The organism is Leadbettera azotonutricia ZAS-9, assembly GCF_000214355.1.
Lineage (GTDB): Bacteria > Spirochaetota > Spirochaetia > Treponematales > Breznakiellaceae > Leadbettera > Leadbettera azotonutricia.
In genome coordinates, this window is record NC_015577.1 from 638,794 (window position 1) to 657,554 (window position 18,761).

Consider the following 18,761-nt stretch of genomic DNA (forward strand, 5'->3'; position numbering starts at 1 on the left):
TTAACAAAGGCTGTTGTGGTTAATGATTAAAGCGCCTGCTTATTACCCGTTATGATACTCCTTCAGATCGCACACCGCCTGTTCATAATCAATCAGCGTTTTAATTGTCGGATGTTCACCGCAGACCTGGCAATCGGGGTTGTGCGAAAGCTTGACCTTGCGGAAATCCATAGTTAGGGCGTTATAGGTCAAAAGGTATCCGTTGAGAAGGCCCTCCATACCCAAAAGATATTTGAGGGCTTCAGTGGCCTGGAGGGTACCGATGACCCCGCCCATGACTCCGAGCACGCCGGCCTGGCGGCAGGTTGGGACTGCGTCGGCAGGCGGCGGGTTTTGGAACACGCAGCGGTAGCAGGGGCCTTTACCCGGAATGTAGGTCAAAAGCTGGCCCTGGAAGCGTATTATCCCTGCGTGGGAAAAGGGCTTGCCCAGCATGACACAGGCATCGTTGATCAAAAATTTGATGGGAAAGTTATCAGTACCATCAATAATAAAATCGTAATCCCTGTCTTTTATAATATCAGTGATATTGCTCGAATTGATCCATTCATGGTAGGTGACCACTTCGACATCGGGATTCATGGCGTTCATGGTCTCTTTTGCCGAGATGACCTTGGGCTTTCCCACATCCGGAGTGGAGTGGATGATCTGGCGCTGGAGGTTGGAGAGGTCCACAACATCTGCGTCGGCTATGCCTATGGTTCCCATGCCGGCGGCCGCAAGGTACATGGCTGCTGGCGCGCCCAGGCCGCCCGCGCCTATGATGAGGACTTTGCCCCCCATGATGCGCTTCTGGCCTTTGACGCCAACTTCCTTCAATATAATATGGCGTGAATAGCGTTCAAGCTGTTCATCGGAAAAGGCCATCAGTTAACTCCTGCGGAGGAAGAAAGTCCCCCCTTGACCACCGTGAGGAGAAAGGTGCCGTCCTCCGATTGTGTGACATTTGTCACCTTGTGGCCCTCGTCTTTAAGGCTGCGGGGAACATTCTGAATGGGCTCGCCTGCATTGAGGCGGACTTCGAGCACCTGTCCATCGTCCAGTTCTTCAAGGGCAACTTTGGTTTTTACAAAGGTAACAGGGCACACTACAGTGGTGATATCCACCTTTGCGTCTATATGCTGGGCGTCGCTCATGCAAGGGCCTCCTCTAAATCTTTTTTAAGAACGTCGGCGCCTATACGGGCTATGGTTTTTCCCAGGCGTTCTGAGGGCTTGCCATGGGCTTTGTAAAATTTGATGACCCCGTCGGCAGCCTTAAAAACCTGGGGTTTTTCAAAGATCAGGGGAAGGAGGCGGAGTCCTTCTTTTATGTCATTGCCGAACATACCGCCGAATGAGAGCACATAGCCGCTCTTGCCCTTCCAGGCTTCTGTGGGGCAGCTTTTGACGCACTTGCCGCAATAGACGCAGCCCTTTTCATCAAAGGCTAGATCTTTTTTATCTTTATCAACCTTGACGACGTTCACGGGGCACACTGCTTCGCAGACTCCGCAGAAGGTACAGGCTGGTTTTTCCCAGACCGGGAAGATGCCGCCCTTGATGCCGAAGTCGTTTTCCTCGGCCTTGAGGCAATTGTTCTTGCAGCCTGTGATCCCAATCTTGAATTTGTGGGGCAGTTCGAGGCCGAAGTAGCGCTGGTCGAGCTCTTTTGCCAGATCGCTGGTTTCTATAGACCCCGAAGGGCAGACTGTTTTGCCCTGACAGGCCGTCACTGTCCTGACCCTGGGGCCGCAGACCCCGATCAGCACATTCGCCGAGGCCAGATCCTGCTTCACTTTTTCGATATCCGCAAGATCAATGAAGGGGATTTCGACCCCCTGGCGGGAGGTGAAGTGCACATAGCCCTTGCCGTATTTCCTGGCAACCTCGCTGATCTTGTCAAGCTGGGCTGAACCTATCTGCCCGCCTATAACTTTGAGCCGCATGGAGAATTTGTCTTTTTGAACCTGCCGCATGAATCCGTCCTTTTTTAGGGCGGCATAATCTGTTTCAGCCATTCATAACTCCTTACTAAAACACTAGGCATTATAAGATAACATGAAAATAGGTAATGGGTCAAGTTTGCGCGTTGTTCGGCGCTGCTGCGGGCTCTTCCTTGAGCTGCCTCAGCACCCGGTTTGCAAGAGGGATTGCCAGGATGAAAGCCATGAGATCCGCCACAGGCAGGGCTAGCTGTATCCCGAAAAGGCCAAGAAGAGGGGTAAGTATGAAGAGGCCGGGGAGGAGAAAAAGCCCTTGTCTTGACATGGACAATATAGAAGCCTCCAGAGCCTTGCCCATGGTCTGGGTCATCATGTTGCTCATTACCACCCAGGCTGAGAAGGGGAGGCTGATGCAGTAGAGCCTGAGCCCCAGGGTACCTATGCGTATAACTTCGGGATCATCTTCGCGGAAGAAGGCGATGATCACAGGCGCAAAGATAGCAAGCAAAACAGCAGCCGCAAAAAGGACGCAGGTCGAGAGGCGCACGCAGAACCAGAAGGCCTTTTTCAAGCGCTTGTAGAGTTTGGCCCCGTAGTTAAAGCCGCAGACAGGCTGGAAGCCTTGGCCGAAGCCGAGCATTAAGGAGCCTGCGAACATGTAGACCCTGTTGACAATGGAGATGGCCGCAATGCCCGCATCCCCATGTATGCCCGCCATGTGGTTGATGATCACTGTCGCAATGCTCATGAGGCCCTGGCGAAGCAGGGCGGGGAGGCCGCCTTTTATCATTTCGCGGTATATCGAGAAGCTTGGGGAAAAATGGCTGAACTTAATGGGGATGTTCTCTTTCTTTTTGCAGCAGCTCCAGAGTATGAGGAAACTCACCATCTGGCTTATCATGGTGGCAATCGCAGCCCCTTTTATCCCCATGCTAAAAACAAAGATGAAGAGGGGATCCAAAAAGATATTGAGGATTGCCCCCGAAACCATGCCGACCAGGGCCATGGAAGCGCTGCCCTGAAAGCGGAGCTGCTGGTTCAGCACCATTGAGGAGGTCATCCATGGACCGGCCAGTAATATATAGAAGAGATATTCTGTAGCGTAGGGGAGTATAGTCGGTGTTGAACCCAGGGCCAATGCCAGAGGCCCTCTGAAGATAAGGCCAAGGACGCAGAGTATGGCTACGAAGACAAAGGCAGAGATAAAACCCGTGGCGGCCATGCAGGAGGCCTTTTCTGTTTCCCTGGCGCCCAGCACTCTGGACATGTAGTTCCCCGATCCCTGGCCGAAAAAAAAGCCCATAGCCTGTATGATGGCCATGAGGGGAAATGACACGCCTACCGCCGCAACCGCGCTTGTTCCCAGAGAACCCACAAAGTAGGTATCTGCCATATTATACAGAGCGGAAATGAGCATGATCACGATGCTGGGAACCGCCAGTCTCAGCACCAAGCCTATTACCGGCGCGGTAGTCATCTGGATAAATCGCTCACTCTTCTGTTCAGGCATTATTTTCCTTCTTTTTTTTCGATTTTACAGGAAAAACTTAAAAAAGTATTGACAAGATCTTATAAATCTTATTAAATACCTATGTATTATATCCTATAAAAGTGATCGGAATTATAAGAATTTTAGGGAGGCCCAAATGGCACGGCTTTTTACATCAGAATCGGTAACCGAAGGTCATCCGGACAAACTCTGCGATCAGATCTCGGATTCGATTCTGGATGCCCTTCTCAAAGAAGATCCGGAGTCCCGTGTAGCGTGTGAAACCCTGGCCACTACCGGGCTGGTGCTGGTGGCCGGGGAAATTTCAACCAAAGCATACGTGGATATACCTAATGTGGTCAGGAAGACTATTGCCGAAATCGGCTATACGGATAATTCGGGGGGCTTCGATGCAAAAACATGCGCAGTCCTGGTAGCCTTGGATGAACAGTCCCCGGATATTGCCCAGGGAGTGAACAAGGCTCTTGAGGCAAGGGAGGGCAAGGATGATCAGGAAACTGGCGCGGGGGATCAGGGCATGGTATTTGGCTATGCTTCCGACGAAACCCCGGTGTATCTTCCGGCGCCCATATTCTATGCCCACGCCCTTACCCGAAAACTGGCGGAGGTTCGGAAAAATGGAACCTTACCGTACTTGAGGCCCGATGGCAAATCCCAGGTGACCGTTGAGTATGACGACGCAGGGAAAGTTAAGCGTATTCATACTATTGTGCTCTCGGCCCAGCATGACGCCGAGGTGAGCCAGGAAACCCTAAGGGAAGGGATAATCCAAAAGGTGATAAAAGCAGCCCTGCCCGGGGAGCTTTTGGATGCCCAGACCAGGTATCTGATAAACCCGACTGGCCGTTTTCATGTGGGTGGACCCCAGGGAGATTCGGGGCTCACAGGCAGAAAAATTGTGGTCGATACCTACGGAGGGGTAGGCCGCCACGGAGGCGGCGCTTTTTCCGGCAAGGATCCGACCAAGGTGGACAGATCCGCAGCTTATGCAGCCCGGTGGATTGCCAAGAACCTTGTGGCAGCCGGTTTTGCAAAACGCCTTGAAGTGGAGATCGCTTATGCAATCGGGGTTGCCCGGCCTGTTTCTATCGCGGTGGATACCTTCGGCACAGGAAAACTGCCTGAAGAAAAAATCGTGGCAATCATAGAAAAAGAATTTGATCTGCGCCCCGATGGGATTATCAAGCAGTTCAATCTGCGCAGGCCCATCTACAGGCAGACTGCAGCGTATGGCCATTTTGGCAGGGCGGACATCGATCTCCCCTGGGAAAAATTGGATAAAGTCGAAGTTCTTAAAAGGAGTATTTCATGAGCATTTATGGAGAAGTTAAGAAATCAAAACTGTTGGATGAGATTTACCTGAAAAACCGTATCCTGGTTGAAGGCCTCTCTTTTGAACCCGGGATTTTCAAAAACCTGGATCTGGGGAACAGGTTCATCGAACAGGTGAATGTGCTTTTTGCGGTTGATAAGCATGCCCACAATTCAGTGGAATTTCCCGGATGCTTTCTCACCCCCCTGGGAAATTACCGCACCCAGATACGGTGGAACCAGCAGAGCCCCCTTTCCCTGGTGTACGAGGATGGACAGTTCAACATTCGGGATCAGGGCAAGCCGGTTATAGAAAAGGTCAAGTTTGCAAAACGGCCTGACTATTACCGGCGCAAGACTTCTGACGGGACAGACATGCGGACTGTAGCCACGGATAACGGGAACGGGGCGATGTTTGTTTCATACAGCAACGAATGCTCTCTAAAAGAGAAGGGCCTGGATTGCCGCTTTTGCAATATCAATGCGACCAAATCCATTTATGGCGATTCCCAGAACATTAAATGGAAGACCCCTCAGCAGGTGGGCGAAACCATTGCGGCAGGCTACAACGAAGGCTTTGACCATGTGACAATCAGTGGAGGATTTATTTCCGAGCGCCGTGAAGTGGAATACTACATCGATGTGGCAGAGGCGATTCAGGAACATACAGGGCTTCAGGATTTTAACGGTACCGGCGTTATCGGGGCGCCTTTGGATCTGGATGTTTTTGAAAAATACAAGGAAGCGGGCTATCGTACTATGGCGACAAATATAGAACTCTGGAACGAAAAGATGTTCGATGTGATTTGTCCCGGGAAAGCCCAGCTTTGCGGGGGCCGGCAGAATTGGCTCAATGCCCTGGATGAAGAAGTGAGGGTTTTTGGAAAATACAAGGTGCGTTCCACCATGGTGGCAGGCATTGAACCCAAAGAGTCCCTTCTTGAAGGGGTAGAATATCTGATCGAACGGGGTGTCATTGCCCAGCCGAGCCAGTGGAACGTGAACGTGGGTTCACCCCTTGAGGGGCACAGGACTCCGAACCAGGACTGGCACTGGGATGTCTTTGAAAAGACCGTGACCCTCTATATCAAGCATGGGATCACCTGGGACGAACTGCGGGATTCAAATGCAGGAACCGATGCGGTCCCCTTTGACCTCTACCGTCTGGAACAGGGGATCGAGCTCAACGAAGCGGAAAAACTTAAATATACCGCATAAACAGTTTAATCAAAAGGAAGAAATTTTATGAAAACAGTAAAGTTGCCATTAGTTGCAATAGTGTTAATAACGTCCCTCGTTCTCTTTAGTTGCTCTGGTAAAAAAGAAGCGGCAGCTCCTGCTGCCGGGTCTGCGGCTGTGGCAGAAAAACCCTTCGTCATAAGGGTCGGGGCCGACAGCGCCAATTTTTCCTACCAGTTCCGGGTTGCCCAGAAGGCGGGTATTTTTGATAAATACAATATCAAAGCTGAAATATTAACCTTCTCCTATGGCATTGATACCATAAATGCCGCCATCCTTGGTGAAACGGATTCAGCCGAAGCCATGGATTTTGCGGCGGCTTCCCGGTTCTCTGAGAGCAACAAGCTCAGGGTGTTGGCTACCATCACTACCTCGGTTCCCGGGGGGAGCCACCTTTATGTGCGGCACAATGACATCAAGACCCCGGCTGATCTTAAGGGGAAGCGCATTGGCGTACAGAAGGCTACTGCCAACGAGTATACCTGGGCCCGGCTTTTTGAAAAATATGGCCTCAAGAAAGAAGATGTAAACCATGTGTACCTGGGTTCCAATGCGGAACTCCTGGCTGCTTATCAGTCCAACGAAATAGACGCCCTCTGGGTGGGCGCTGATATTGAAAAAGCCATACAGGAGATCCCTGCCAGCAGGAACCTGGGGGACAACTCCCTCTCGGGCTATCTGTCCCGGGGTTTCCTGCTCCTGGACGCGGATGTGATCGCCAAAGAGCCCGCCGGTGTGGAACGCTTCCTGAAAGCCCTGGACGAGGCGACTGCTTATATAAAGGGCCATCCCGATGAAACCGCCAAGATAGCTTACGATGATCTGAAGATACCCCTGGATGCAGCTCTTAAAAGCATCTCGGCAATAAATTACGAACTCAGGCTTACCCAGGAAGATCTGGATCAGATCACCAATGTGGCAAATTGGTCGATTGACAACGGCCTTATCAGGAACCGTTACAACATCAACGATTTTGTGGATCTGAAGCCCTTGCGCAATGCCCTGCCTGATCGGGTAACTGTCCAATAAGGAATAATTATGTCGGAAGCAGCAGTGATTAATGATCTGCGTACCGCCATTAGGGACGAGGCTGCGGTGGGGCAGCCCGTCTACAGCGGCCCCCTGATCCGGATTAAGGATATGTCCCTGAGCTATCAGGGTGAAAAAAAGGAAGCCCCGGTCAATGTCCTTGCCGGGGTGAACCTCGAAATCCAAAAAGGCGAATTCCATATACTCCTGGGTCCTTCTGGCTGTGGAAAATCCACTCTTCTCAATGTTATTGTAGGGTATCTTAAGAATTCCGGCGGGGAAGTAACCATTTATGGAAAGAAGATCGAAAAGCCCGGCAGGGATCGGGGCATGGTTTTCCAGAATGCGGATTCGGCGATCTTCCCCTGGCTCACAGTACAGCAAAATGTGGAATTCGGCCTCAAGATGAGGGGGGTTAATAAAAAGGAACGCCGTGTAACAGCCCTGCATTATATCGCATTGGTTGGCTTGAACGGTCATGAGAAGAAATTTCCCAACGAGCTTTCTGGGGGTATGAAACAGCGCACCCAGATTGCCAGGCTTCTCGCCAACGATTCGGATATCCTGGTAATGGATGAACCTTTCGGCGCCCTGGATGCCCAGACTCGTCGGATCATGCAGGGGGAATTGGCCAGGACCTGGCGGGAAACGAATAACACCATTGTTTTTGTCACCCATGATATTCAGGAAGCCATCCTGCTGGGACAGCATATCCATATTATGTCCCGGGCGCCCAATGCGAAGATTTTTAAAACCTATGACACCGATCTGCCCTACCCCCGGAAAGAATCTGATCCGAAATTCCAGGATCTCTTCAGCCGGATTCAGGGGCATTTTGATTTCGGCGGCGGCATTTAAAAGGAGTTCCTATGAGCGGCGTGAATTCTGCCCGGTTCCTGATCCGTTCGGGGATAGTTACCTGGGTATTGCTGATAGCTATTTGGTGGGTCTTTTCCCTCTTCTATTCTTCCACCTTCCTGCCCAGCCCGCTGGAAACCTTAATCGGGGCCAGGGAAATTATTCTGGATGGAACCCTTTTTAAATTTGCAGGGGTGAGCCTTTGGCGGGTAATCAAAGGGTGGCTCATCGGTTGTGCTGTAGCAGTCCCCATAGGCATACTCATAGGCCGCAACAGGATAGTTCGGCAGCTGGTGGAGCCGGTCATCGACTATTTCCGCTTTATTCCGGCTATTGCTTTTCTTACCCTTTTCATTATGTGGTTCGGGGTGGGCGAAAAATCCAAAACCATTCTGATTATGTACGCCACTTGTTTTACTGTCATTATCAATACCGCGAGTGGCGTCCTGAGCATCGATGAAAACCGTATTTTGGCTGCTCGTACTTTAGGTACCAGCGAGGCTCAAATCCTCTTCCATGTGATACTTCCCTCCTGCGTACCCTTCATCTTTACCGGTGTGCGCCTTGGCATGGGCGGCGCGTACACTTCGATAGTGGCTGCGGAAATGATTGCAGCCAAGGAAGGTCTCGGTTACCTCATCTTTACTTCCCGGCTTTATTTCCGCATAGACTGGATTCTTGCAGGCGTCATTGTGCTTGGTCTCATAGGCTTTCTCACGGATCAGGGCTTGCGGCTTTTGGGCAAGGGTATACTCAAGCGTTATGGCATCAACGATACCAAAGAATTTGATCAGGGCCGTACAGGATAAATCATGGCTAATCAAAAGGCAAAACATATTGCGATCTACGGAAAGGGAGGCATCGGTAAATCCACTACCACCTCCAATATCAGCGCTTCCCTTGCCGAGGCAGGGTACAGGGTAATTCAGATAGGCTGCGATCCCAAAAGCGATTCTACCAATGTCTTGCGGGGCAATGAGTATCTGCCCACTGTCCTTGACAGCATGAGGGACGGCAGCAAGGTCCACCTTGAGGATATTTCGCGGCTTGGCTTCGGCGGCGTACTCTGTATTGAGTCCGGCGGGCCTGTACCGGGGGTAGGGTGCGCCGGACGCGGAATAAATGCAGCAGTGACTTTATTGCAGGAGCTTCATCTTTTTGATGAATTCAAGCCCGACTTTGTTCTCTATGATGTGCTGGGAGACGTGGTCTGCGGCGGTTTCGCAGTGCCCATCAGGGATGGAATTACCGACAGGGCGTATGTGGTAAGCTCATCGGATTTTATGGCTATTTACGCAGCCAATAATCTTTTTAAGGCAATCAGCAAGTACGCCCCCACAGGCGGGGCAAAACTCGGCGGAGTTATAGGCAATGGCCTTTCGGCGGCATATTCCCAGGGTATCATCGACGATTTTGCCAAAAGAACCGGCGCCGGCGTGACAGGTTACATACCCCGATCGCTTACCGTGTCCCAAAGCGAACTCTACGGAAAGACGGTGATTGAAGCCAGTCCCGAATCGGAGCACGCCGGGCTCTACAGGGAGCTTGCAAAAAAAGTATCGGAAAACGAGGATCTGGTCATCCCGAACCCCCTGGCTGCAGCGGATCTCCGTTCCTGGGCAAAAGATTGGGGGGATAAAATCTTCAAGCTGGAACTCGGCGTAGTAGAAGGGCGAGAGGGAATATAAATGCCCCTATTTGATACGAGAAGAGCCCTGACCAGGGAAAAACGCAGCGGCGCTTTAAGCCATTATCACGGCACTTTGGTTTCCATTTTGGAAGACAGTTCGGGCACTGAAATTCCCCAGCGTGTTCGTACCTTAAGCCAAAGTTCGCCGGGCGAGGTTTTGTATGCCCTTAACGCAGTAAGCGGTATAACAGGTTCGGCAGCGGTAATACATGGCGGCATAGGCTGTTCAGCTTCAAGCTTCGCATTGGGAAAAAATTCATCTTATAATTTCTATACTACCAATCTCAACGAAAGCGACACCATTCTGGGGGGAGATGAAAAACTTCGTACAGCCGTTGTCAGGGCTTATAAGGAAAACCATCCATCGGTTATTTTTATTATCGGGACCCCCATCAATGCAATTAATAACGATGATGTAGATTCGGTAATACTGGAACTTGAGGACGAGCTTGGCTGCAAAATCATTTATATCGATGTAAACGGATTCAGAACCAAGAACGCCCTTTCAGGTTATGATCAAGTGTACCATTCTTTTTTAAAATATCTGGTTGAACCAGTGCAGGATGCAAATACCCGGTTCATAAATTTGATAAGCCTTTCTGAAAACCCGGAAAATGTTTTTGTAATAGCGGAACTGCTTAAGCGCCTGGATATACCCTGCAATATTATTCCGCATTTTTCCGGAATCCGGGGAATTCAAAAGGCTTCCGGTGCTTTGTTCAGCATTTCCCTTGACGATGGCGAGAATGAATATTTTCTCCAGGGCCTTGAAGAAAACTTCAGCGTACCCTGGATTAAAACAAACCCTCCTATAGGTTCAGCCCAAACTTCAGACTTTATAAGAAAGATTGCTCAAGTCTTTGGCAGCGGGGAAAAGGCCGAAAAATTGATAGCAGAAGAAGAAAAGGGTATTGCTGCCAGTATCGGCAATAAACCCCTTGGCGGGAAAAAGGTCTTCCTCAATATGGATCTGCATAGGGCTGTAAGTTTTGCGGCCCTGGTTGAAGAATTCGGCGGGGAAGTACTGGGCCTTGCCGTTCCCCATTTGGACAAGGGAAATGAATTTCTGTTAAAGGAACTTTCCGGCCTGCCCAGGACTCTCCCGTTTATTATAGCCAAAGGCCAGCAGTTTGAACTTGCCAATGCGCTTTCGAAACATCCTGCGGATTTTTATATTGGCGACAGCGATAGCTCCGCCACAGCCGCGCGTTTTGGCGCCCAAGCTCTTTCCCTGGATAGTATAAGCTATTACGGATATAGCGGACTAGAAAAATTATCCTCTGAATTGCAAAAAATTTCCGCAGCCGGCATATTCCCCGTCGGCATCTCCCCGACCGAAGACGGTAAAACCGCTTCACTCTACTCCGAAAGCTGGCTCAAACGGAGCGGCAACTGGTATGTCAAGGTCGAGGTGAAGTAATGCACAGCATATTGAAGAACCCCCGCCATGGCTGCGAACTTCATGGCGCTCTTAAAACACTGGAAGAGATATCCGGGACGGTTCCCATTGTGCATGCAAATGCAGGCTGCGTGTATCAGCACTATAATTTTGACAGGGCCGGGGTTTTGGCAGCAGGGGGAATATCCGGCCCCGAGATCCCCGCCACAGAAGTAATAGAAAAGCAGATAGTATTCGGCGGCGCATCCCGGCTCAGGGAAGAAATTAAGAATGCCGCGAAAGTAATCGAAGGCCGGCTCTACGTGATCCTGGGGAGCTGCGAAGCAGCCATGGTCGGCGATGATTTGGCAGCCATGGCAAAGGAAGCCAGGGATATTTCCCTGCCTGCGCTTTGCTATCCCGCAACAGGGTTCAGGGGCGGGAGCCATAACGGCTACGCGAATGTATTGCAATCCGTACTGCAGCAGCTTCCCGAAATTAAAAAGCTTAATACCGAAAAAACAAAGGGCCTTGTCAATATTCTGGGCATTCTTCCCAAAACCGATGTTTTTTATAAAGGCGACCTCGAAGAAATCAGGCGGCTTGTCGAAGCGGCCGGCCTTAAGGCAAATATTTTTTTCGGAACCCCTGATGGGGTAGGGGATCTGGAGCGGAGCGTGCAAGCCGGGCATACCCTGGTTTTTTCCCACTGGGGCATTGCCCCTGCAGAGCAGCTCAAATCCAAATACGGAATCCCCTATACCGTATTTGACAGCCTTCCCCTTGGAATAGACGAGGCAAAAGAATTTTTTGCGGCCCTTTCTGCAATTCCCGGAGCCGACCGGGAAAAAGCGAAAGCATTTATCGAAAATGAAGAACAACAGTATCAGTTCTATTTTCGCAGTATCAGCACTGTCTTTTTTTTAGAAGCCCTTGCGCGCAATGTAGTGCTTGCCGGCGACACCAGCAGCGTAAACAGGATAGGCAAGTTCCTGGAGAAAAAGCTCGGGGCGTCCGTCAAAGCCGCCATACTCACCGACCGCTATGGCAAGGACGAAAACAAGCCGCCCCTTCCCGAGGGCCTGGGCGAAAAGATCATTGAAAGTTCCGACAGCGGCGAAATAGAAGAAATAATACGCGGCTCCGGCGCTGAATTCATCCTTGGAAGCGCATGGGAAACCCGGATTGCCAAAGCCCTTGGAATACAAAGCCTTGTCATTTCTGCCCCGAATAGCGACAGGCTGTTGCTGCACAAAACCTATGCCGGCATCAGGGGCGCCTATTTCCTTGCCGAGGATTATATAAGCGCCATTTTGCAGCATAAAACAGAAAAGGAGGCGGAACAGCGCCGCCTCCTCGAATCGTTAAGCGTCTCCCTCTAGTGAAAACAGGGTGAAGCCAGCCTCTATTTCGACAGCAGCCGGTTAAGCTTCTTCACAAAATCCGCAGGATCTTTGAGCTTAAGCCCCTCGACCAGCAGGGCCTGATCCAGCAGCACCCCCGCAATGTCCGCAATCTGCGCCTCGTCCTCAATCTCCTTGAGCCGGGCTACGATGGGATGATCGCCGTTCACTTCCAGAATAGGCTTTATCTCGGGCATTTCAGTCTGCCCCATAGCCTTCATCATCTGCGCCATCTGCATGGTGGGATCGTTCTCGTCAGCCACGATGCAGGAAGGGGAATCGTGAAGCCTCCGCGACAGTTTTACATCTTTCACTTTCTCGCCCAGAGCCTTCTTGATTTTCTCGATAACCGGCTTGATTTCTTTTTCCGCCGCCTTGTCCTTCTTTTCCCCCAATTCCTCATCAGCCCCGGAACGGTTCACCGCCTTGAGTTCCCAGGTCTGGGCCTCGCTCTTGCCGTCGGCGCCGGGAGTCTCCTTGCGGTAACTGTGAAGCGAAGAAATCACGATGTCGTCGATCTCGTCAGCCATGACAAGGACCTCTATGCCCTTGGCGGTGTAGGCTTCGAGCAGGGGAGAAGCCTTGAGGGTTTTTTCATCCCCGCCGGTGATGTAGTAAATGTGCTTCTGATCCGCCTTCATCCGTGAAACGTATTCGGAAAAACTCGTCCAGCCTTCGGCGGAAGAACTCTTAAAACGCACCAGATCCTGCAGGGCCTCGCGGTTTGCATAATCCTGATAGAGCCCTTCCTTTAAGGGGCGGTTGTACTGGCCGATAAAAGTTTCCCATTTTTCCTTGTTGTTCTCGGACAAGGTTTTGAATTCCGCAAGCAGCTTTTTGACCGAAGCATTTTTTATGCTGAGAAGGATTTTATTCTGCTGCAAAATCTCGCGGCTCACATTGAGTGGCAGATCTTCGCTGTCAATCACGCCCCGCACAAAACGCAGCCATGCGGGCATAAGCTCCTTGTCGTCGTCGGTAATGAAAACCCGCTTGACATAGAGCTTGACCCCGGGCTTGTAATCCGCATAGTACATGTCGAAAGGCGCCTTTGCGGGAATGTAAAAGAGGGTAGCGTATTCCTGAGTCCCCTCCGCCCTGGTGTGCACATAAAAGAGGGGATCATCCATGTCATGGCCAAGCTGCTTGTAGAATTCCTTGTAGTCTTCTTCCTTGAGCTCAGACTTGGATCTTCGCCAAATGGCCGTCCCCGAATTGATGCGATCAGTCTTCGTCTTGCTCGACTTTTCCTTGCCCTTGTCGTCGTACTCTTTTTCGTCATAGGTCAGGTAGATGGGGAACGCCACATGGTTGGAGTACCGTTTGATAATATCTTCGATGGACCAGCGGTTGGCGTATTCCAGCCCTTCCTCGTTAAGATGGAGTATCACCGTAGTGCCCTGGCTGTCCCGGGCCGCAGGCTCAATATCGTAGCTCGCCTGGCCTTCCGACACCCACTTCCACGCCGCCTCTTCCCCCGCCTTGCGGCTGATCACTTCGATCTTGTCAGCCACCATAAAGGCGGAATAGAACCCCACCCCGAACTGCCCGATAAGGTTGGAATCCCTTTTCGCGTCCGCCGAGAGCTTTTCGAGGAAAGCCTTGGTCCCCGACCGGGCAATGGTCCCCAGCGATTCCACCAGGTCAGCCTCGTTCATGCCAATGCCGTTGTCCGCAATGGTGAGAGTCCCGGTCTTGGCGTCCGACCCCTCTTTATAGAAGGAAATATCGACCCTGGGCTCAAAGCTGATGGATTTATACGCATCCTCTGCCACAGTCAGGTACTTGAGCTTGTCCAGTGCGTCGGACGCGTTGGAGACCAGCTCCCGCAGGAAGATCTCCTTGTTGGAATAGAGAGAATGGATGATGAGGTGCAGCAGCTGGCTCACCTCGGTCTGAAATTGGTGTTGTGCCATGATGACTCCTTTGGTGCTTAATGGTTTATATATAAGATACTAAAAAAGACGCAGCAGGGCAAGCATTTTTTTTAGAAATTTTAAGAGGGGGCGCACCCCTGACTCCTGCTATGGGGAATGCGCAGGCTATATCGCGGGCCATTTCTACGCTGCTCCCCCACGCTGCGAAGTCCTCGCTCCGCTGCTTCGCAGCTCCGTTCCGGTCTTCTCCGCTTCCCCCGCATCATTTTTTATCAAGAGAACAACATACTTCGTCCGCTCCGCGGCGAGGTTGTTGATTATAAGATGTAATAACCCCAAAGGACGCGAAGGGGAAGAGGAATGATTGCGGAAGAGCAGGAAAAAACCGCCAATTAAAAACGGGACACGTCGGGGTAGCCCTCTGATCCTTTACTCTTCCTTTGTGTCCATGGCGGTTAAATTCTTCAAATTTAGCCCCAATAGCGCATAACTCCTTATATCGCGTAAATAAATTTGCCTTTTTTGCAAAATATCAGTATATTGTCATAGTACGCTCAACTGCGCATATTTTGAAAAAGTGCGCAGTTAAGAGTAGTTTGAATTGGAGGGTTATTTATAGCACCATGAATGAAATAGAGTTTTTTTGGCAGCGCGTAAAACAGCTGATTAAAAAGAAAAAGGCAACCCAGGCGGAAGTGGCAAGGGTCTGCGGGTTTTCTCTCCGTACCTTTCAAGGCTGGATTGCCAAGGACGTATCGCCCACTGTTACCGAAGCCTATCGTTTAGCCAAGGTTCTGGGGGTCACTGTCGAATACCTGATGTCCGGGAAAGACAGGCGGATAAAAGATATTGAATCACGGATAAAAAGCGCTGAATCCCTTTTGGAACAAGCCAAATTAAAATTAGATCAAACAGGGTGAGGGAAAAACGGCAGTTGATATGATACTAGCAATGCCAGGAACCTTAGGTGGCGAAGCGTATACAATTTGTTAGATGCAATTTGGACTAAAATTTGTCGACAAAATCATACATAAAAAGCTCTTGCATTTAAAGGATCCATGTGCTATAACGATATCATTCATTGGAGGTATAAATATGTATGCAATAAAAGCTGTTTATGATGGAAATTACTTCAAATTAGAAGAACCTGTTCCTGTTGAGGGCACATATGAGGTTGTAATAACCTTCACAAAATCTCTAAAAAAACCTCAAGAAGAAATTCTAAAATATTTCAATAGCTGGGATGAAGATGACATGCACTGCATTACAGAAATCATAAACGAAAGGGATAATTTTTCATTGGGAAGGACAGAAATATGATATTTCTTGACACAGATACTATATCATATTATTTTGCAGGTAATAATAAAATTAAAGAAAAAATAATTGAAACCATGGACACAGGAGAACAAATTTGTTTAACCGCAATAAATGTCTATGAAGTGTTAAAGGGTCTTAAATGGAGAAATAACAAAAACAAGGAAGAACAATTTAATGAATTTTTGCAAAATATTAGAGTTTATACACTTGATGATGGATCTATTTCTAATGCCGCAGATATTTATGCTGATTTACGAAGAAATGGAATAACAATAGGAGATGCAGATATATTAATTGCAGGAATCGTGATAAATAATAATGGAACACTAATCACAAATAATACACAACATTATCAAGGTATAAAGAAATTAAGATTAAAAAATTGGATATAGACTAAACCCCTTGTTTCTCATGCTATATTGTTTCTATAATAATTTACAAAGATTTAGCCCAAACAGTGCATAACTCTTGATATCGGGCAAATAAATTTGCCTTTTTCGCAAAATATCAGTATATTGTCGTAGTACGCTCAACTGCGCATATTTTGAAAAAGTGCGCAGTTAAGAGTAGTTTGAATTGGAGGATTATTCATAGCACCATGAATGAAATAGAGTTTTTTTGGCAGCGCGTAAAACAGCTGATTAAAAAGAAAAAGGCAACCCAGGCAGAAGTGGCAAGGGTCTGCGGGTTTTCTCTCCGTACTTTTCAGGGCTGGATAGCCAAGGACGTGTCGCCCACTGTTACCGAAGCCTATCGTTTAGCCAGGGTTCTGGGGGTCACTGTCGAATACCTGATGTCCGGGAAAGACAGGCGGATAAAAGATATTGAATCACGGATAAAAAGCGCTGAATCCCTTTTGGAACAAGCCAAATTAAAATTGGATCAAACAGGGTGAGGGGAAATAATTATGTAAAAAATTATATTGGCGTAACAACACCCGGCGCAGCTATTGTCATTGTAAAAAACGATAAAATTATTTTCTCAAAGGGTTATGGTTGTGCGGATTTAGAGAATAAAATTCCGGTTAACCCCCAACGCACCATTTTTGAATATGGTTCTATCAGTAAACTGTTTGTCTGGACTTCAATTATGCAGCTAGTTGAACAAGGCAAATTGGATTTAGATACGGACGCGAGAAATTATTTACCTGAAGAAATCAATAAAACTCTGGTTAAATTCAAACATTCTTTTACTATACGGGAGTTAATGAATTATGTCGCTGGGTTGGTGATTTATTTGATTTTTTTACCTATTTTTCGTTATATAAAATAACAAGTGAAAAAGACGGCCAAATCCAAATGAACATTGGAGGTGTATACAGGGGGAATTACATACAGACGGCAGATTATACGTATGCCCTTGCAACGGCGAATCATCCGATGTTTTATAATATATTTCCAAATCTTCATTTTAAGGCCGTTAATGGTAAAGTTGTACAGATCATGATTGGCAAGGGGCAGGATCTGTCAATTTTACCTGATAATCGTAATAGCGCGATTCTGATAACAAGTTTTATAATAGCTATTTTTTGTATTTTATATTTTGTTTGCGCACCGATTGTAAATTTGATATACGCCACAAAGCACAGAGCAGTCCGCTCGAATCAAGCATCAGGGAATATCATCATTTGCCATTGGATAATGCTCTTAAGCGGTACAGTTGCGGTTATCAATAATTTTGCGTGTCTTTTCAGGTTTTTGGCGATCAATATGTTCCGTTCGTATAATGAAATGAAGCTTCATATTATTGGCAATAATATTCTGTTTGCGGTATGTATTATTTCCATTGTGTTTTTTCTAGGTTTTTCAATACAGGAAAATGGTATTGTTAAGAATAAAAGATTTTTTGTTACCGTTTTATTTTCACTGCTTTTATTTACCTTGTTAATAGTATGGAATTTTTTGAAATTATTGGGTTAATGTTCTTTTGTCGATATTTACAGCAAAATTTTAGAATAAAATACATTTAACTTCTGGCATCGCGTAGATAAATCCGCCTTTTTTCGCAAAATATCAGTATATTGTCATAGTACGCTCAACTGCGCATATTTTGAAAAAGTGCGCAGTTAAGAGTAGTTTGAATTGGAGGGTTATTCGTGGTATCATGAACGAAATAAAGTTTTTTGGCGGCGTTTAAAACAGCTGATTAAAAAAAGGCAATCCGGGCAGAAGTGGCAAGTGTCCTGCGGTTTTTCTCTCCGTACCTTTCAGGGTTGGATGGCCAAGGACGTGTCGCCCACTGTTACCGAAGCTTATTGTTTAGCCAAGGTTCTGGGGGTTGCTGTCGAATAACTGCTGTATGTAATACGCTTTAAAATTATGTGAAAAATTTACTGAAGAGGACTTGAATAATTCAAAAATATCACGTATTCTTCAGTATAAAGGATAAAGTTGAATGATTGGTGAAGACATTATTAAAGAAACCATTAAAGTCAGAGAAGATGGGTTTGAAAAAGAAAAAGATCATTTCTCAATTACTCGTGATGTTTTTACATCACGGTTGGAAAGTTTTATTATTAGTACCAAAAGATATTTAGAATCGGCTATAATTGGTGAAATTGGCAATAATACTTTTGACCATAATTTTATGTTCGAGAATATGGACCAAAAAGGAGTTTATTGCAATTTTAATTTTTATGAAAAATATATAGTTTTAAGTGACTATGGAAGAGGAATAAAAGAATCATTATCACAGGTTATACCAAATATACAAACCGATATTGAAGCATTGGAAATTGCTTTTACAAAAAAGATTTCAGGGCGATCCCCGGAACAACGTGGTAATGGATTGAAATTTGTTTCAGAGACGGTCCAAAAAGACAATTGGAATTTGTTTTTTCAATCCGGTAATGGATATTGTCGTATAGATAAAGAAGGCATAAAATTTGCAAAGAGTACCTTTTTTATATCAGGATGTTTGGCAATTCTTAATTTTGACGGGGGTAAGTGATCATGAATATAAAAATACAGAATTTTGGAGAAAATCTGCTCAATAGGCCATCCGGGCGGGAAGCTTTTTTAATGGCAAAGGCATATATTTTTAAAGATATAAAACCGGGCGAAGAAATTGTGTTGGATTTTGAGGAGATAAAGGTTATGACCCCTTCCTGGCTGGATGAATTTATAACAGGAATAAAAACGGAATTTAATAATGAATTAAAATATATTAACACCGAAAATCCATCAGTTAGTGCGTCATTAAAGACAGTATTGTCATAGTACG

General features: G+C 47.6%; 21 protein-coding genes. 16 read left to right on the forward strand and 5 right to left on the reverse strand.

From position 1 onward, the window contains the following. Positions 1–42: 42 nt before the first annotated feature. The 4 genes from TREAZ_RS02860 to TREAZ_RS02875 are packed head-to-tail and all read right to left on the reverse strand — an operon-like array spanning position 43 to position 3,434. On the reverse strand, positions 43–867 hold the full coding sequence (locus TREAZ_RS02860) for a HesA/MoeB/ThiF family protein (protein WP_015710294.1): 825 nt from the start codon (positions 865–867) through the stop codon (positions 43–45). After that, positions 867–1,136 carry a sulfurtransferase TusA family protein gene (locus TREAZ_RS02865; protein WP_015710295.1) on the reverse strand — a complete coding sequence of 90 codons (270 nt, stop codon included), beginning with the start codon at positions 1,134–1,136 and terminating at the stop codon, positions 867–869. The genes TREAZ_RS02860 and TREAZ_RS02865 overlap by 1 nt, the downstream gene beginning before the upstream one ends. Beyond that, complete coding sequence (locus TREAZ_RS02870; RefSeq protein WP_015710296.1) at positions 1,133–1,999, reverse strand: 4Fe-4S binding protein; 867 nt, start codon at positions 1,997–1,999, stop codon at positions 1,133–1,135. The genes TREAZ_RS02865 and TREAZ_RS02870 overlap by 4 nt, the downstream gene beginning before the upstream one ends. Positions 2,000–2,057: 58 nt before the next feature. Further along, complete coding sequence (locus TREAZ_RS02875; protein ID WP_015710297.1) at positions 2,058–3,434, reverse strand: MATE family efflux transporter; 1,377 nt, start codon at positions 3,432–3,434, stop codon at positions 2,058–2,060. A gap of 136 nt (positions 3,435–3,570) precedes the next feature. Here TREAZ_RS02875 and metK point away from each other — a divergent pair, with 136 nt between their 5' ends. The 8 genes from metK to TREAZ_RS02915 are packed head-to-tail and all read left to right on the forward strand — an operon-like array spanning position 3,571 to position 12,321. Beyond that, entirely contained in the window at positions 3,571–4,746 is a 1,176-nt protein-coding gene (metK, locus tag TREAZ_RS02880; protein ID WP_015710298.1) for a methionine adenosyltransferase, read from the forward strand. Beyond that, positions 4,743–5,963, forward strand: coding sequence for a radical SAM protein (locus TREAZ_RS02885; RefSeq protein WP_015710299.1), 1,221 nt, complete (start codon positions 4,743–4,745; stop codon positions 5,961–5,963). The genes metK and TREAZ_RS02885 overlap by 4 nt, the downstream gene beginning before the upstream one ends. Before the next feature lie 27 nt (positions 5,964–5,990). After that, on the forward strand, positions 5,991–7,013 hold the full coding sequence (locus TREAZ_RS02890) for an ABC transporter substrate-binding protein (protein WP_015710300.1): 1,023 nt from the start codon (positions 5,991–5,993) through the stop codon (positions 7,011–7,013). A gap of 9 nt (positions 7,014–7,022) precedes the next feature. After that, positions 7,023–7,871, forward strand: a complete 849-nt coding sequence (locus TREAZ_RS02895; protein ID WP_015710301.1) for an ABC transporter ATP-binding protein — start codon at positions 7,023–7,025, stop codon at positions 7,869–7,871. Positions 7,872–7,882: 11 nt separating this feature from the next. Then, positions 7,883–8,680 (forward strand): ABC transporter permease, encoded by a 798-nt coding sequence (locus tag TREAZ_RS02900; RefSeq protein ID WP_015710302.1) that lies wholly within the window; start codon positions 7,883–7,885, stop codon positions 8,678–8,680. A gap of 3 nt (positions 8,681–8,683) precedes the next feature. Then, positions 8,684–9,559 carry a nucleotide-binding protein gene (locus tag TREAZ_RS02905; protein ID WP_015710303.1) on the forward strand — a complete coding sequence of 292 codons (876 nt, stop codon included), beginning with the start codon at positions 8,684–8,686 and terminating at the stop codon, positions 9,557–9,559. Next, entirely contained in the window at positions 9,560–10,981 is a 1,422-nt protein-coding gene (locus TREAZ_RS02910; RefSeq protein WP_015710304.1) for a nitrogenase component 1, read from the forward strand. Next, complete coding sequence (locus tag TREAZ_RS02915; protein ID WP_015710305.1) at positions 10,981–12,321, forward strand: nitrogenase component 1; 1,341 nt, start codon at positions 10,981–10,983, stop codon at positions 12,319–12,321. Before TREAZ_RS02910 ends, TREAZ_RS02915 begins: the two co-directional genes overlap by 1 nt. A 23-nt stretch (positions 12,322–12,344) precedes the next feature. Here TREAZ_RS02915 and htpG read toward each other — a convergent pair whose 3' ends face one another. After that, the gene (gene htpG / locus TREAZ_RS02920; protein ID WP_015710306.1) at positions 12,345–14,258 is read right to left on the reverse strand and encodes a molecular chaperone HtpG; all 1,914 of its coding nucleotides are present in this window, start codon (positions 14,256–14,258) and stop codon (positions 12,345–12,347) included. A 584-nt stretch (positions 14,259–14,842) separates the two neighbouring features. Here htpG and TREAZ_RS02925 point away from each other — a divergent pair. The 8 genes from TREAZ_RS02925 to TREAZ_RS02960 all read left to right on the forward strand — a co-directional run bounded on the left by TREAZ_RS02925 (position 14,843) and on the right by TREAZ_RS02960 (position 18,757). Beyond that, a complete protein-coding gene (locus TREAZ_RS02925) occupies positions 14,843–15,139 on the forward strand; it encodes a helix-turn-helix domain-containing protein (protein ID WP_015710308.1) in 297 nt (98 codons plus the stop codon). Between the two features lie 175 nt (positions 15,140–15,314). Then, positions 15,315–15,539 (forward strand): hypothetical protein, encoded by a 225-nt coding sequence (locus TREAZ_RS02930; protein WP_015710309.1) that lies wholly within the window; start codon positions 15,315–15,317, stop codon positions 15,537–15,539. Beyond that, positions 15,536–15,931, forward strand: coding sequence for a type II toxin-antitoxin system VapC family toxin (locus tag TREAZ_RS02935; protein WP_015710310.1), 396 nt, complete (start codon positions 15,536–15,538; stop codon positions 15,929–15,931). The genes TREAZ_RS02930 and TREAZ_RS02935 overlap by 4 nt, the downstream gene beginning before the upstream one ends. Before the next feature lie 206 nt (positions 15,932–16,137). Beyond that, positions 16,138–16,434 (forward strand): helix-turn-helix domain-containing protein, encoded by a 297-nt coding sequence (locus TREAZ_RS02940; RefSeq protein WP_015710311.1) that lies wholly within the window; start codon positions 16,138–16,140, stop codon positions 16,432–16,434. After that, on the forward strand, positions 16,431–16,811 hold the full coding sequence (locus TREAZ_RS02945) for a serine hydrolase domain-containing protein (RefSeq protein WP_015710312.1): 381 nt from the start codon (positions 16,431–16,433) through the stop codon (positions 16,809–16,811). Before TREAZ_RS02940 ends, TREAZ_RS02945 begins: the two co-directional genes overlap by 4 nt. 26 nt (positions 16,812–16,837) lie before the next feature. Beyond that, a complete protein-coding gene (locus tag TREAZ_RS02950) occupies positions 16,838–17,458 on the forward strand; it encodes a hypothetical protein (protein WP_015710313.1) in 621 nt (206 codons plus the stop codon). A gap of 475 nt (positions 17,459–17,933) precedes the next feature. Beyond that, the gene (locus TREAZ_RS02955) at positions 17,934–18,488 is read left to right on the forward strand and encodes a hypothetical protein (protein ID WP_015710315.1); all 555 of its coding nucleotides are present in this window, start codon (positions 17,934–17,936) and stop codon (positions 18,486–18,488) included. A gap of 2 nt (positions 18,489–18,490) precedes the next feature. Next, entirely contained in the window at positions 18,491–18,757 is a 267-nt protein-coding gene (locus TREAZ_RS02960; protein WP_015710316.1) for an STAS-like domain-containing protein, read from the forward strand. The last annotated feature ends 4 nt before the right edge of the window (positions 18,758–18,761 follow it).